The organism is Alteromonas sp. IB21, assembly GCF_016405965.1.
Taxonomy (GTDB): Bacteria; Pseudomonadota; Gammaproteobacteria; order Enterobacterales; family Alteromonadaceae; genus Alteromonas.
Genome location: NZ_JAEFCD010000032.1, coordinates 41,024 through 56,197, shown reverse-complemented (window position 1 = coordinate 56,197; position 15,174 = coordinate 41,024). Strand labels below are relative to the sequence as shown.

The following is a 15,174-nucleotide window of genomic DNA, read 5'->3' as shown; positions in this document are numbered from 1 at the left end:
AAGGCCAGCTACTGGAGCTGGCCTAAAAACTGTCAACCTATCTTAGGACGGGTCATGGCTAAAAAGATTAGATCGAAAACGAAAAGCAAAAGCCTATACAAAGAATGCGAACGAAATACTCAACGAAAGAGAGCAGTATGACCTACCTAAAATTATCCGTAACCTCATTGTTCGCTGTACTTATGATGGTTGTAACCTTTAACGCTTTGGCAGACGAAGCGCCTATTGAGGTATATTGGGAAGACCTCGTGCCTGAAGGCTTTAACGAACTCGCACCGCCTTCAGTTCAGCACAATGGCGAGATGAGTCAACTTCAGCCTGACGCGCCGGTTGTCGATACCTTTGATGGCAAACGGGTGAAAATTCCGGGTTTTGTCGTGCCGCTAGAAGGTACGGCAGAGCTAACCACTGAGTTTTTACTTGTTCCATATTTTGGCGCCTGTATTCACGTACCACCGCCGCCGTCTAATCAAATAGTGTACGTAAAATTTGAAGAAGGTGTACGCATAGATAATATTTACGACGCGATTTGGGTAACTGGGAAACTGTCGACTGACGGTTGGAAAGGCGATATTGCGTCTGTTGGTTATCGCTTAACGGGCGAAGCCGTAGAAGGGTTTTAAGCATTAAAAGTTTAAAAGGATATCAGGTGTTTACAGGATTATCAGCGTTTCCCATTACCCCCTTCAAACAAGAAAGTATTGACTACAAAGCGTTTAAAGGGCTTGTTGATAATTTGGTTTCGGCGAATGTAGATTCAATTTGCGCGATAGGTTCTACTGGGCTGTATCCTTATCTAACACGAGAGCAAAAGGCCGAGATAGCAAAGCTTACTGTAGAATGCGCAAACGGTATTCCTGTTATGGCCGGCGTTGGGTCGTTGCGCACCTATGACGTGCTAAAAAACGTCGAAGCTGTGCAGCAAGCAGGTGTTAATGCTGTGCTGTTAGCACCGGTTTCCTATCAAGTGCTTAATGAAGAAGAAGTGTACGGCCTATATGAGGCAGTGAGTCACGAGGTATCTGTGCCTATCTGCGTTTACGAAAATCCTCGTGTGACTAATTTTACCTTCAGCGATGATTTATACCGCCGTATAGGCAAATTGCCGAATATCGGGGCGATTAAAATACCCGGTACTCCGTTTGCCAAAAGCTCAATGGATAATAGTTCCAGCAAGGATATCCCACCCTCTGAAGCAAGCAGTAGCGAAGGCGCTCGTCGATTAGCATCATTACGAGAGATAATGCCTGCACACATTGCTATCGGCGTGAGTGGTGATAGTTTTGGCGCAGCAGGAATGAGTGAAGGTTGTGACCTCTGGCTCTCTGTTATAGGGGGAATATTTCCGCGAACCGTAATGCGTATTATCGACGCCGCTCAGTCTGGTAATGCTGTCGATGCACAGACTCAGTCGCAAGCGTTAAGCGGAATATGGAGCATGTTTGCGCGCAATGGCGGCGGCTTGCGTGTGGTTGCAGCCGCGGCAGAAATTTTGGGCTATTGTGAAACGCCTAGCTTGCCTGCACCCTTCTTACCTATCGACAAGAAAGAGTACAGCGAGCTAGAAAGCATTATCGCGCAGTTGTCGTTAAGCTAGCCTTGCGTATAAATCTGTTCAGCGCGGTTAAATAGAAGCCACGACGTTAAAATGTACTTGTCGTTACTTTTTGGAATTTGGCCGCGGTGTGTGTGCGTAAAATAGGCGGGCGCAATCACCATTCTGCCTGCTTTAGGCTTAACCGCACGGTTTTGATAATAAAATTCCGTCTCGCCGCCTTCTTCCACATCGTTTAAGTAGTACATAAACAGCAATACGCGGTGTAGTGCATCGTTATGTTGAAGCTGTGGATAGACTTCTGAATGCCAGTAAGGGTAGCCGCCATTGCCTGCGGTATAGCGCTGTGCATTTACGTCGCCAACCCGAAACAGGTAATTTACCAAATTCGCCAAATTGGGTTTACCTACCTCTTCAAAGTTCTCTCCTGTGACTTTTACCGGTTCGCCTGTTTTGGGATGGCGTACGGTTAAGCCAATAGGCCCTACAAGCGCAAAATAGTACTTTTCAATGTAGGAGACCAGCTGCTGCCCCGTGTGCTGCATCACTTGCTGAAATAAGTCTTTAAACTCGGGGTTGCGGCTTATCGACACATCCATGCTGCGCTTTTTATCTAAGTCGACGCCACCGCCAGTACGCCCTTGAGACAAATTAGGGCTGCTTTCGAAGCGTTCCATGAGTTGCTTGCACAGCTCTGGTGGTAACACATCATCAATAACTTCAATTAAATCGCTCATGGATACCTCGTACTGCGCTCTGTTACTTAGTTGATATTTCTTTAAAGTGTGACTGTAGTTCTGATTTCACTTCATCCGGGATAGGCGCAGAGCGCTGTGTTTTATAGTCAAAATGTACCATGGTGGTCACGCCGGTTGAGCACAGCTTATCGTCTTGCCATAACTCTTGAAACACGTCGAATGCACTGTTGCCTAGCCGGCTAATGTAGGTTTTCACCGTTACAGGTTTGCCATAAAAAATCTGAGCTAAAAAATCGACCTTGTAGCTGGCTAAAATAAGCGGCCAATTTTGTAAGTCTAGCTCAGGCGTAAACATTCTGAAAATGGGCTCCCTGGCTGCTTCAAACCACGCGACTAATGCCGTGTTACTGACATGTTGTAAGGCATCTGTTTCACAAAAACGCACGTCGAATGATGTAACTAATGGTGCTGAATGGCTCATAAATATTCGTAGGTGTTGTTATTAGTTTGATTCCCACTCTAGCATTAAGGGCTCTGCTTTTCAGCTATCACCTGTAACCGACTGTGATTAGCAATAAATCGGCGTGTTTTGATTACCTTACAGGGGTGTGCCGCTTCTTTCTTTTGCATTACAATCCGCTTCTAACTTTTTGAGCGAACATACTATGACTGCGATTGGGATTGACTACGGTACATCAAATTCTGAGGTTGTGTATTTTGATGGAACGGCCCATCAGCACATCAAACTTGACCCGCTAGATAAGAAGGGCAATAAAATCCGTTCTTCGGTGTTCATCTATTTTGAAGACGAACTGCCGCCGCCTCCCGATGCTATGATTGAAGCGAAAGTGGCGCAGTTACAGCGCGTTATCAATGAGCAAATAGATAAGGCGAAGGACGGCTATTATTCGGCGAAAGATCCAAAAGAACAGGCGATGTACAGCGACCGTATCGACTCGTTGCGCGGCGATTTGCATAACAAGCCTGCACTACAGCGCAAAGCGATTGCGCAATTGATGCATGCTATGTCGCTAGACGAAATTCCTTTGCTGCGCCTAGTAGAGCACGGCAAGTTTGCGTTCGGTGAAGAAGGGTTTAGACGCTTTCTTAAAATGCCTGACAAGGGTAGGTTGATATATTCGCCTAAGAACTTCTTAGGCGCATCGCTAGACGGCGACCAAAAACAAGCGTTCATCGGTATTATTGCTAAGCAACTGGCGTACTTTAAACAGTGCGCAGAGCAGCAGCTAGGCAAGGCGGTTAATAACGCTGTTATTGGTCGGCCCGTTAAGTTTCATGGTACTCGCGGTGAAGAAGGCAACGCTCAAGCCATTCAAATCATGACCGAAGCGGCAACTAAGGCCGGGTTTTCGGATGTTAACTTCTTGGATGAACCTATCGCAGCGGCGTATAAAATTGAGCAAACTCTACCAAGAGATACAACTACGCTGATTGTAGATATTGGTGGGGGTACCACGGATATTTGCTGTATTAAGCTTTCTCCTGAACGTTCCAGCCAGCTTGATCGCAAAGACGATGTTCTGTCGGTAACAGGTAGGCGTTTAGGCGGCATGGATTGCGATAAAAGCTTGGTACTTAAGGCTATTGCCCCAGAAATGGGAATGGGGCTCAAGATGATTAACGGGCTTCCTGTTCCGCCCACGTACTTCTCTGATATGTGTGCGGTTGATAACATTCCGGCACTCACCCGCTTTTTCTCTGACGATTACGGGTTAGATATTTCTCAAACCATGTCTGTGATTAAAGAGCCAGCACAACTAGAGCGATTGCTTATTGTTCAGGAGAACAAGCTGTCTGCTCGCGTTGTCAACTCAGCGCGATTAGCCAAAGAACTACTTTCTAGCAAACAGAGCATTACTTTACCACTTCACTATATTGAAGATGACTTCGACGTAGAGATTTCACAAGACTCGCTTAAAAAAGCGCTGAAGCCTTGGCTTGATAAAGTGAAAGCGCTAGTGGTGGAATGCTTGGAAAACAGCAGTGAAAAACCAGAAGTGGTGATGATTACAGGTGGTATGAGTTTATCGCCTATTGTGGTTGATGCGCTATATGAAAACCTGCTTACAGGCCTACCTCGGTTAGAGAACGACGCATTTAACTCGGTGTGCGAAGGGTTAGCTATTCAAGCGGCTAAACACGCTTAATTGAGATTTCCGGCCTTTAAAATTCTCGGCGAGTGATATTTGCACAACTTTAAAGTTGGTGCTATTTTGATGCGAATGTGGTTCATTCCAGAGAAAGGCTATGAGTAGACAGAGTATAACATTCACGGAGCCTAACGATGCGTGGCTAAAGTCTCAAGTTGAGAGTAAAGAATACTCTTCAAAAAGTGACGTGATCAACGATTTGATTAGGCAAGCACGACGCAGTAAGGAAGAAAAAGAGTTGTTGCGAGCAAAGCTTATTAACGCTGAAAAAAGTGGTTTTAGTCAGCGTACGCCACAACAAATTATGGCTGAAGCAAAGGAACGGCTGAAGAACAGTGGTGAAAAGATATAGGCTTGTTTTAACAAATGAAGCAGATAGAGACCTAAATAATTTATATTTAGAAGGGTTCGAAAAGTGGGGAGAAGCACAGGCAGATAAATACTATTTGGTACTGCTAGAGCACTTTGAATTACTTTGTGATAATCCGTACTTGTTTCAAGCTATTGACGATATTCGTTTGGGGTATCGTCGAAGTGTTTGTCAAAAGCACTCTATATTTTACAGGGTTGTAAACGCAACTATTGAGATTGCTGCATTGGTCAAATACGAAGATCGTAAATGACATAAAAAGCGAACTCTGTTTTATTGAGAGCCTTAGCGTAGTATCGCCTACTACGCTAAGGCTTTTTTGATCAGTGCTTAAGAATATTATGCTCTTTAAGATAAATCGCAATCGCTTCAGGCGACTCGAAGGCATTTAACAGCATTTCTTGTGCGCGCGCTTTTACGTCATTGTCTTCAGACGACGAAAGAAGGTGATACCAAGTTTTCACTAAGGCTAGTGGCGGCGTTTGAGTCATTGGGTTTCGCTCCAGCAATTCTTACTGCAAAATTCACATAAATCATCGTAACGTATGATTTGCCAAAACAAGCTCTGACCAGCGCGAAAAAACGAAAAAATCATCAAATAAAACGCACTTTTTACAGGTTGCCGTGTAATTTACACAGCAACCTATCGTAAAAGCCGCGCATCTTATGACGATATTAATCGCTCAACGCAAGCTTAAGCTTGATTGAGCATGGGCTTAAGGAATCTTCCAGTATGTGAGACTTCTTGTTGGGCCACATGCTCAGGTGTTCCCTCTGCAATAATCTGGCCACCTCCGGATCCGCCCTCTGGTCCAAGGTCGACAATCCAGTCTGCGGTTTTAATCACATCAAGGTTATGCTCAATAACCACAACGGTATTACCGTGATCGCGTAGTCTGTGAAGTACGGCTAATAACTGCTTAATATCGTGGAAGTGCAAACCCGTGGTTGGCTCATCCAAGATGTAAAGCGTCTGCCCAGTGTCTCTTTTTGATAACTCTTTTGCCAACTTGACCCGTTGTGCCTCACCACCAGATAACGTGGTAGCAGCTTGTCCCAGTCGAATGTACGATAAGCCTACATCCATCAGTGTCTGCAATTTGCGAGAAATAGACGGGATTGCATCGAAAAACTCGCGCGCATCTTCCACGGTCATTTCCAACACTTCATGGATGTTTTTATCTTTGTACTTAATCTCTAACGTTTCACGGTTGTAGCGTTTGCCCTGACATACATCACATGGCACATACACATCTGGCAAAAAGTGCATTTCCACTTTAATTACGCCGTCACCCTGACACGCTTCACAGCGACCACCTTTTACGTTAAAGCTAAAGCGACCAGGCTTGTAGCCACGTGAACGAGACTCTTGCGTACCTGCGAACATTTCACGAATAGGCGTGAAAATACCTGCATAGGTCGCGGGGTTAGAGCGGGGGGTTCTGCCAATGGGGCTTTGGTCAATATCAACCACTTTATCCAGTTGCTCCAACCCCGTCATGCTTTTGTGCGGCGCTGGTTCAGCAGTGGTTGCTTTATTCAATTCTCGCTGCGCAATCTTGTAAAAAGTGTCGTTGATTAACGTCGACTTTCCAGAGCCGGATACGCCAGTGACGCAGGTCATTACGCCCGTGGGAATTCGCAAATCTACCGACTGTAGGTTGTTACCCGTTGCGCCCTTGAGTTCTAACCACTTATCGTCTTTGACAGGCGTTCGCGACGCTGGAATATCAATTTTTTCCCTTCCTGAAAGATATTTTCCTGTAAGTGAATGTTCACTATTTTTAATATCCTCCAACGAGCCCTCAGCGATTATTTCGCCACCATGCACACCTGCACCAGGGCCGATATCAACGATATAGTCTGCTTCTCGGATGGCGTCTTCATCGTGCTCAACAACCAAAACAGTATTTCCTAAGTCACGTAAATGCGTAAGGGTATTCAGCAATCGCTCGTTGTCCCGTTGATGCAGCCCGATGGAAGGCTCATCCAACACGTACATTACACCAACGAGGCCAGCGCCAATTTGGCTAGCCAGTCGAATACGCTGTGCTTCACCACCTGACAATGTATCGGCGCTTCGCGACATAGACAGATAGTTGAGGCCTACGTTAACCAGAAAGCGCAGGCGGTCCATGATTTCTTTTAAAATCTTTTCGGCTATTTGCGCTCGCTGTCCTTCAAGATTCAGCGTTTCAAAAAAGCTATAAGCATCGGCGATAGACATATTCGCAATGGCAGGCAAATTTGTGTCTTGAATAAACACATTGCGCGCTTCAACGCGAAGGCGAGTGCCGCTACAACTGCTACAGTGCTGCTGGCTCAAATGTTTAGCGAGTTCTTCGCGTACAGAATTAGATTCTGTTTCACGATAGCGGCGTTCCATGTTCGGAATAATACCCTCGAATGGATGCTTGCGCTCCATTACATCACCGCGCTCGTTAATGTACTTAAACGAAAGCGATTTGCCTTTAGAACCATAAAGAACAATATCTTGGTGTTCTTTATCTAAATCTTCGAAGGGAGCCGTTAGGCTGAACTTGTAATGCTCAGCCACTGCTTGAAGCATTTGGAAATAGTAGTAGCTTCGTTTATCCCAACCTCGAATAGCACCGCCTGACAGACTTAGTTCAGTGTTACCGACTACCCGAGCAGGGTCAAAGAACTGTCTTGTACCTAAACCGTCACAGGTAGGGCAGGCACCGGCAGGATTGTTGAACGAAAATAAACGAGGTTCTAGTTCACTGATACTGTATCCACAGTGCGGACAAGCAAAGTTTGCGGAGAATACAATTTCCTCTGCATCCTTGTCGTCCATATCTGCCACAACCGCATTACCGCCTGCCAGGTTAAGGGCTGTTTCAAAAGACTCAGATAATCGAAGGGCCATATCGTCGCGTACTTTGAAACGGTCCACTACCACCTCGATGGTGTGCTTCTTGTGCAAGTCTAACGGAGGAGGATCAGATAAATCGCACACCTCTCCGTCTATGCGAGCACGAATAAAACCTTGTGCTGATAAATTCTGCAGGGTTTTGACGTGCTCACCTTTACGCTCTTTCACGATAGGCGCTAATAGCATTAGCTTGCTGCCTTCGGGCATGGCTAACACTTTGTCCACCATCTGACTCACCGTTTGGGCATCAAGCGGTACATCGTGGTCAGGACAGCGAGGTGTGCCCACTCGAGCAAACATTAGACGTAAGTAGTCGTATACTTCGGTAATCGTTCCCACCGTTGAGCGGGGGTTATGTGACGTTGATTTTTGCTCAATGGATATTGCAGGTGACAAACCCTCAATATGATCAACATCGGGTTTTTCCATCATAGAAAGAAACTGACGAGCGTAGGCAGACAAAGACTCAACGTAACGACGCTGACCTTCTGCATAGAGCGTGTCAAATGCAAGAGACGATTTGCCCGAGCCTGAAAGGCCGGTAATCACCACCAGTTTGTCTCGTGGCAGTGTTAAATCGATGTTTTTCAGATTATGGGTGCGAGCACCGCGAATTTCGATTTTATCCATTGAAGCCTAAATGAGAGTTAAAGAATCAGTATGCCATAGGTGTCAAGTAAAGTGATATGACAATCAAGTTATACTGTGAGTGGAGAGAGCAGATCACCTCATGGAAATAAGCTCACGAACACAACATCCGAACTGCATTGTAAAATGGTGATTTTATCCCCACTTTTAAACCCCTTAAGGTGCAAAAGGGCCAAATCAATATCATCAGTGAGAAAAGCATCAATTGTATTAATCGAATTTAAGGTAAGTGGGCGTAAATGATATTTATGCTACACTTCGCGACCTTGTTATTGTCGCTGCAGAAACAGGTGTTCTCTGCGCACAATTTTGTTTTTTGATTCTATTTATTGAGGGACACAGACGCTTTGAACGCTTTGGAATTGCGCGCCGCGCTTGCACTCGCCTCCGTTTACGTTTTACGCATGATGGGGTTGTTCATGGTTATGCCCGTGTTGGCTGTTGCCGCGATGGACTATCCAGATTATTCGCCACTGTTGGTTGGACTTGCTGTGGGCGGTTACGGCTTGACGCAGGCTGCGCTTCAAATTCCCATGGGCATGATGTCTGATAAATGGGGACGTAAGCCTGTTATCTTATTAGGGCTTGCTGTATTTGCCATAGGAAGCTTTGTGGCGGCCAATGCCGACAGCATGGTCATGATGATTGTTGGGCGTATTCTTCAAGGTGCGGGGGCTATAGCAGGCGCAATAATGGCATTGGCTACCGATGTAAGTCGCGAAAGCCAGAGAGCGAAGGTTCTAGCGATTATCGGGATCGCTATTGGCTTTTCATTCTATCTAGCCGTAATTCTGGGGCCACTCATTGCCAACAGCTATGGTCTCGCTGGTGTTTTTGGTATTACGGGCATATTGGCCATCCTATGTATGCCATTGGTTAAATGGGTAGTGCCGAACGGTGTGCAGTTAAGTAGTGGCGATACACTGCCACAAAAAGATCAGTTAAAGCGCTTGGTATTCTCTTCTCAATTATGGCGTTTAAACATTAGCGTTATGATTCTTCATATGATGATAACGCTGCTGTTCGTGCAACTGCCGGTTACGCTGCTGAATTTTGATATGACCTTAGACAGTCACTGGACGGTTTATTTACCTGTTCTAGGCGCGTCAATTGTTGGTCTAATTGTAATGATGGGAGCAGCAAGAGGCCGTACGCCTAAATCACTCCTTATAACCGGCGTTGTGTTAATGGGTGGCGCGTTTTTAGCGCTGAGTTTAGAAGATAATAGCTGGTGGTGGGTAACTGCGGCGGTAGTCTTATTCTTTACTGGGTTTAATTACTTAGAAGCGAACTTTCCAGCCTTGGTATCTAGCATTGCCCCCGCAGGTCAAAAAGGCACGGCGATGGGACTTTATGCAAGCTTTCAGTTTTTCGGCGCATTCTTAGGCGGTGTAATATCTGGATTGGTTACGGATATATGGTCGCAAGAGTTGGCTTATGGTATCGGTGCTGCAAGCACGCTTGTATGGCTTTTCATCATTTTCGGTGTAAAAGAGGTGAGCCGCGTAAAACGGGTGATGATGCATGGACAATTCAATAATGCTGATACTGGTGCTATCGAAGGTCAATTAATGTCGGTACCAGGTGTACTTGAAGTAACGTTGAGCAGTGAAAGCAACGCAGTCTATTTAAAGGTCAATCGAGATTTTGACGCGGTCAAAGCAAAAGATGTTTTAACAGCATAAAAAGACTTTATGAAAGGAAGTACGCGGCCATGATTGACTTAAGTAATTACAAAGCCATTATTTTTGATATGGATGGCACACTCGTCGACTCAATGGGGGCGCATATTGATGCGTGGCAATTGACTTGCAGTGCATTCGATTATCCTTTTGACCGTGCATATCAGCACAGTCTTGGTGGTGTACCTACAATTGAAACGGTGCAATTGATGAATGCGAAGTACGGTAAAAACCATAACCCTTCTGAGGTTGCCGTATATAAAAAACAGGCGTTCGAGCGTTTGGATCATATACCGAATTTAATACAAGACACGTTAGAAGTATTTAATCACTATAAAGCGAGCATGCCGATTGCTGTAGGGACGGGTTCCGACAAACAACATGCACAATCGGTACTAGATAAACACGGTCTTTTATCCCAGTTATCCGCCCTAGTCACTTCTGATGATGTAGCTAATGGAAAACCTCATCCCGAAACTTTTGTGCGAGCCGCAGAACTCATGGGTGTTGACCCACAATTCTGTGTAGTTTTTGAAGACACTGAGATGGGAAGAAAAGCAGCGTTAGCTGGTGGAATGTCATGTTTTATGGTCGAAAACAACAGGCTTGTGTATTAGCGCTATTTTAAGCTAGACGGCGTGCTCTAGTTCGCTCAATGCATCGCCACAGTTATGTAACAGTGAAGACTTTATGCGTTTTGTGGCATCAATAATGGCGGTTTGCATCGCGTCAATAGCAATTTCGTTACTGTCTTTATGATTACTATGCTCTATCACATTCACGCTTTGGCCGCGAAACGTAGCTGAAGGTGAGAATTCGTTAGCATTTCTGGGTTTATACATTACGTCGAGCACGACAGTCGCAACCATGTTACTCCCTAAGCTTTTCACAAATGCGCGATTTAACACTATTTTCACGCTGTTGCCTGCTTCATTATTTGGGCTAACATTCATAGCTTCTAGGCTTTGCTGCAAAAGCGTGTAAAAAGTATCTTCAGTGACATTTCTGCTTCCTACAAGTAAATCTTTACTTGAGCGTGAATCAGTGAGTTCTGCTAAGTTTATCGGGCATGCTTTAGCTTTAGACATGGCGAGTTGATACTCTTTTCGCTGGGCTTCAGGGATCAGGGAAGAGTCTAGCTCTGGTGATGTAGATTCGCAGCCTATCAACAAAGCTAGTGCACAACAGGCAAAAAATAGGCGCGACGCTGGCTTAATTTTAAACATAGAAAATGTTAATTTTTTCATTAAGTTATTTTTGTTTTGTGCGGATAAACTACACTCAAGTATATGAAAATTAATAGCGCGAATAAACAGAACAACTGTTGCAAACTGTAACAGCTTATTTAGCATAGCTTTAGCGTGAATCTGAACAATGGCGTAATTGAGAGCCAAACCATTCCAGTATTTCACAGCAATGGCTCAACACGGACAGTTTTTAAATGACGACCTTTAAAAATACACTTTTCGGCTTGTTTTTATGTGTTTCTCTTATCGGATGCGCAATAAACGTTTCTCCCTCTGCCTTTTTCTACCAAGACTCAGCGCAACAGTCGTTGGATGTCACCAAACTACATGCGGCTATTAAAAACGATAAAACGGCAGCGGGTATTACCCGTGTTGAAGTAAAGAATAAAGAGGGTCTAGTTCTACGAGGCGTTGCTGTATCTTATCCCAACCCAATTGTTAACATCGTATTTTTTGCCGACAACCGTATGTCTATAAGTGAAAACAACAGTGTTATTCACAGATTGGGTAAGTTGCCAGCCAACATTTTATGGTTAGATTATCAAGGAGTGGGGGCCAGTGATAAAGCAAAAGACTTGAGCATTAACGCCATAAAACAAGATGCCTTAACGCAATTTGATTATGTAGAAAGTGCTTTTGATGCATCCATCCCAACCATTGTGCATGGTCGAGGCATTGGCAGTTATTTTGCCAGTTATGTTGCGGCGAATCGAAAAATTGATGCATTGGTTTTAGATGGGGCTTTCAATAATATTTCAGATTTGATTGCCAATATGGTGCCAGGATTCTCTAACTCAATTACCATGATGAAGCTACATGACGAAGTCCACAGTATGCAAATTGCACCGATTTTGCGTCACTACGACGGCCCGCTTTGGTTAGTCGTAGGAGAGAAAGATAAGATAACCCCTTACCCTATTAGCCAGCAACTGCTAAAAGATGCATCAAGCAGCGAAAAATACATTTCTATGATCCCTGATGCAACACACAACGCCACGTTGAAAAGCGACTATGCGATTGAACAATACCGACAATTTTTAGCTCGATTCACAGATTGAGGGCGTCTCTACTCGTTGTGGATAACTAGTGGAAAACCTTGTTGGTAAGTCTGTTAATACCCATATACAGCAACTGATCACGATCATATAGCTAACAGCTGGTCAGATCACGAAATGCTAGTTAAATCAAGCGCTGTAGCGCTGTTGCTATAGATCTCATTGTTTTTTGATCGTAAAGGTGCATAGGATCAGGCAATTTTCTCTGTTGGGGATAAAAGTCAGAGAAAAAAGATCAAGTGGAAGATGTTGTCAATAGATTAGTGTTATGAATTTTTTAGAACGTGGTTGAATAGGAATGCACCGAAAATCGATTAATCAGCCATCAACGTCCGCATTAAAGTATAAAACATACCCACGTTGGCAGGTATGTTTTTTCTCGAAAGCTATGCCACTGAAAACGTTTGGCTAGTGTGCTCAAACCCTTACGATGGAGTCGCGCTTAACTACCGTTGGCGTATATTTAAAGGTGAGTCCCTCCTCAGGCGTACTTCCAGAGGCGTACTTTAATGCCAACTCAGCGGCCTTTGCTGCCATCATTTCAACAGGGTAGCGAAGGGTTGTTAATTTGGGGCGGCAGTACTTGGCAAGAAGAACATCATCATAACCCATCACCGATACTTGGTCGGGCACGGTTATACCATGGTCTTGCAACATGGTCATTGCGCCGGATGCCATAGCGTCGTTATAAGCCAGTACCGCCGTAAACTTGGCGCCAGTTGCCAGTAAGTTCTGCATCGCCAATTCGCCACCCTCTTGGTCGGGAGTGGCATACTCAATCATACTCTCAGGCAAGCTCAATTTTGCTTTGTCTATAGCGTTTCTTATGCCTTCAAGACGATGATTAGGGTCATCTATTCGGTATTGGCTACTGATAACGGCAACATGCTCATGGCCCTGGTTAATCGCATATTCGGCCATTAACCGACCGCCAGTTACGTTGTCTAGCCAGACACATCGATTTGCAATCTCGGGAATATAACGGTTTATAAGTACAAAGCCTGGAACTTGTTTGGCGAAGCCTATCAGTGTTTCATCATCCAAGGCCTTACTGTGAACAACCATGGCTTCTACGCGATGCTCTAATAGTGTTTCAATAGCGCGAAGCTCGGTTTCTTTTTCTATAGAGCCAGCACTAAGAAGTATTTGTACATTATTTTTGCGAGTGACTGATTCCACACCATGAGCGAGCATGGCAAAAAAGGGGTCATGAAGTTCGGCAATAACGACGCCTAAAGACGCGCTTTTCTTAGTCACAAGTGCACGTGCATTAGCATTGGGGCGATACCCCATTTCTTCCATGATTTTCTTAACCCGTTTTCGGGTGTCGTTACCCACTTTAGGGCCGTTATTAATCACTCGGGATACGGTAGCCAGGGAAACTCCGGCGGCCTGGGCTATATCTTTTATTGTTGCCATGTCTTTATTAACTTCGTTTTTGTTACGTGGAAGGCCGTTACACCTGATAGCCATAGCCTACATTATATTTACAAAAAAAGATAAAACATCTCACTTCAGCACTGGTTACGCTAGCTTAGCTGCCTTCTAATACATCATCACATAGTTCACAAATAGAGAGGCCCCATTTATTATTTTTATCACGCTAAAGATTGTAAATGCGCATGGAAAACGTATAACCTCTTTACGATTTGACCGCAAAATTCAATTGCTGATATTTACAGCGATATGCCAAAGGTACGCTCTGTTTACCTTGCTGGCACTTACTAAGGTAAATAATTTGTTATGAAAATAAATGTATCTGCATTCGGTGAAGTAGACGGCAAGGACGTTTGTGCATACACGTTAAATAACACCAATGGCATGTCCGTCACCCTGCTAAATTACGGTGGTATTATTAAAGAAATAAACGTAACCAATGCACAGGGCAGGTTAGTAAGCTGCGTTCAGACATTTGATACGTTGCAAGAATATATAGACGATCCAAGCTATCGCGGCGCTATTGTTGGTCGCTATGCCAATAGAATAGGCCAGGGCACTTTTACCCTAAATGGCGAGCAATACCAGCTAGATAAAAATGGCGGTGAACACAACCTTCACGGCGGCCTTGCCGGCTTTCACAAAAAAATATGGCAAGCGAATACACAGGAATTAAGTGACAGTGCCAGCGTTACTTTCACCTTAACCAGCCCTGACGGAGAAGGTGGCTTTCCTGGTAATGTAGAGGTAAACGCTTGTTATACCCTTAATAATGATAATGAGCTTTCACTTGAATTATCAGCCACTACTGATAAAGAAACACCGCTTAGCTTTACCCAACATGCTTATTTCACTTTAAGCGAAGAAACAAAGGTAGGAACCACGCTGCTTCATATTGATGCTGAAAAAGTAACAGACGCTGACAAAACCTTGCTACCAACGGGAAAATTAATTGAAGTACGTGATACCTCTTTTGACTTCTTAACCTCTACACCAATAGCGAAAAGAGCAACACTTCATGAATCACATCCTCTATTTGATATGGTGGGTGGGTACGACCATAACTATGTGCTTCGTGCGCCTGGAGGTAAAGAGCCACAAGCTACGGTAAAAGCCGTTGATACCGGAATTGCGATGGCGTTATACACTACATTGCCGGGTTTGCAGTTCTACACGGGCAACCTGCAAGGCGATGAGCAGCTTGGTGCCCTATGTTTAGAGCCTCAGCATTTTCCTGATGCCCCCAATAAATCTGAATTTCCCAATTGTTTTGTGAAACCTGATGAAACTTTCAAAGCTTCAATCAAATATAAGTTTAGCACTCTGTAAATCCGCTATAATGGCAAAAGAAAATTAATTGTTATCAATTTAACAATTAATTTTCTTTGTTCCTTAATTGATAAACAAGGTCGCTT

The 15,174-nt window shown here is 44.5% G+C and carries 15 protein-coding genes; 9 read left to right on the top strand and 6 right to left on the bottom strand.

The features are described 5' to 3' along the window. The first annotated feature begins 137 nt into the window (after positions 1-137). Both JC525_RS17625 and JC525_RS17620 read left to right on the top strand, forming a co-directional pair. A complete protein-coding gene (locus JC525_RS17625; RefSeq protein WP_198817130.1) occupies positions 138-623 on the top strand; it encodes a DUF3299 domain-containing protein in 486 nt (161 codons plus the stop codon). A 26-nt stretch (positions 624-649) separates the two neighbouring features. Further along, positions 650-1,597, top strand: coding sequence for a dihydrodipicolinate synthase family protein (locus tag JC525_RS17620; protein ID WP_198817129.1), 948 nt, complete (start codon positions 650-652; stop codon positions 1,595-1,597). Here JC525_RS17620 and JC525_RS17615 read toward each other — a convergent pair. Beyond that, entirely contained in the window at positions 1,594-2,292 is a 699-nt protein-coding gene (locus tag JC525_RS17615) for a 2OG-Fe(II) oxygenase (RefSeq protein ID WP_198817128.1), read from the bottom strand. The genes JC525_RS17620 and JC525_RS17615 overlap by 4 nt on opposite strands. 22 nt (positions 2,293-2,314) lie before the next feature. Continuing rightward, the gene (locus tag JC525_RS17610; RefSeq protein ID WP_198817126.1) at positions 2,315-2,734 is read right to left on the bottom strand and encodes an acyl-CoA thioesterase; all 420 of its coding nucleotides are present in this window, start codon (positions 2,732-2,734) and stop codon (positions 2,315-2,317) included. 184 nt (positions 2,735-2,918) lie between these two features. Between JC525_RS17610 and JC525_RS17605 the strand changes: the two genes are divergently transcribed. The 3 genes from JC525_RS17605 (at position 2,919) to JC525_RS17595 (ending at position 5,047) form a co-directional block, all read left to right on the top strand. Continuing rightward, the gene (locus JC525_RS17605) at positions 2,919-4,421 is read left to right on the top strand and encodes an Hsp70 family protein (protein ID WP_198817124.1); all 1,503 of its coding nucleotides are present in this window, start codon (positions 2,919-2,921) and stop codon (positions 4,419-4,421) included. Between the two features lie 100 nt (positions 4,422-4,521). Further along, the gene (locus tag JC525_RS17600; RefSeq protein WP_198817122.1) at positions 4,522-4,776 is read left to right on the top strand and encodes a ribbon-helix-helix domain-containing protein; all 255 of its coding nucleotides are present in this window, start codon (positions 4,522-4,524) and stop codon (positions 4,774-4,776) included. Next, positions 4,763-5,047, top strand: a complete 285-nt coding sequence (locus tag JC525_RS17595; RefSeq protein ID WP_198817114.1) for a type II toxin-antitoxin system RelE/ParE family toxin — start codon at positions 4,763-4,765, stop codon at positions 5,045-5,047. Before JC525_RS17600 ends, JC525_RS17595 begins: the two co-directional genes overlap by 14 nt. 70 nt (positions 5,048-5,117) lie before the next feature. Here the strand turns inward: JC525_RS17595 and JC525_RS17590 are convergent, their stop codons facing one another. Both JC525_RS17590 and uvrA read right to left on the bottom strand, forming a co-directional pair. Then, the gene (locus tag JC525_RS17590) at positions 5,118-5,285 is read right to left on the bottom strand and encodes a hypothetical protein (RefSeq protein ID WP_015065957.1); all 168 of its coding nucleotides are present in this window, start codon (positions 5,283-5,285) and stop codon (positions 5,118-5,120) included. Positions 5,286-5,488: 203 nt separating this feature from the next. Beyond that, on the bottom strand, positions 5,489-8,320 hold the full coding sequence (gene uvrA / locus JC525_RS17585; protein WP_198817112.1) for an excinuclease ABC subunit UvrA: 2,832 nt from the start codon (positions 8,318-8,320) through the stop codon (positions 5,489-5,491). Between the two features lie 365 nt (positions 8,321-8,685). On the opposite strand from uvrA, the gene JC525_RS17580 reads away from it, so the two are divergent. Together JC525_RS17580 and JC525_RS17575 are read left to right on the top strand one after the other, a co-directional pair. Then, the gene (locus tag JC525_RS17580; protein WP_198817105.1) at positions 8,686-10,023 is read left to right on the top strand and encodes an MFS transporter; all 1,338 of its coding nucleotides are present in this window, start codon (positions 8,686-8,688) and stop codon (positions 10,021-10,023) included. Positions 10,024-10,052: 29 nt separating this feature from the next. Next, positions 10,053-10,637 carry an HAD family hydrolase gene (locus JC525_RS17575; RefSeq protein WP_198817104.1) on the top strand — a complete coding sequence of 195 codons (585 nt, stop codon included), beginning with the start codon at positions 10,053-10,055 and terminating at the stop codon, positions 10,635-10,637. A gap of 12 nt (positions 10,638-10,649) precedes the next feature. Here the strand turns inward: JC525_RS17575 and JC525_RS17570 are convergent, their stop codons facing one another. Next, the gene (locus tag JC525_RS17570; protein ID WP_233095279.1) at positions 10,650-11,267 is read right to left on the bottom strand and encodes a hypothetical protein; all 618 of its coding nucleotides are present in this window, start codon (positions 11,265-11,267) and stop codon (positions 10,650-10,652) included. Positions 11,268-11,461: 194 nt separating this feature from the next. On the opposite strand from JC525_RS17570, the gene JC525_RS17565 reads away from it, so the two are divergent. Beyond that, the gene (locus JC525_RS17565; protein WP_198817103.1) at positions 11,462-12,325 is read left to right on the top strand and encodes an alpha/beta fold hydrolase; all 864 of its coding nucleotides are present in this window, start codon (positions 11,462-11,464) and stop codon (positions 12,323-12,325) included. A gap of 414 nt (positions 12,326-12,739) precedes the next feature. On the opposite strand, the gene JC525_RS17560 is transcribed toward JC525_RS17565, so the two are convergent. Next, positions 12,740-13,741 carry a LacI family DNA-binding transcriptional regulator gene (locus tag JC525_RS17560; protein ID WP_198817134.1) on the bottom strand — a complete coding sequence of 334 codons (1,002 nt, stop codon included), beginning with the start codon at positions 13,739-13,741 and terminating at the stop codon, positions 12,740-12,742. 324 nt (positions 13,742-14,065) lie between these two features. Between JC525_RS17560 and JC525_RS17555 the strand changes: the two genes are divergently transcribed. Beyond that, positions 14,066-15,088 (top strand): aldose epimerase family protein, encoded by a 1,023-nt coding sequence (locus JC525_RS17555; RefSeq protein WP_198817102.1) that lies wholly within the window; start codon positions 14,066-14,068, stop codon positions 15,086-15,088. Positions 15,089-15,174 lie beyond the last annotated feature (86 nt).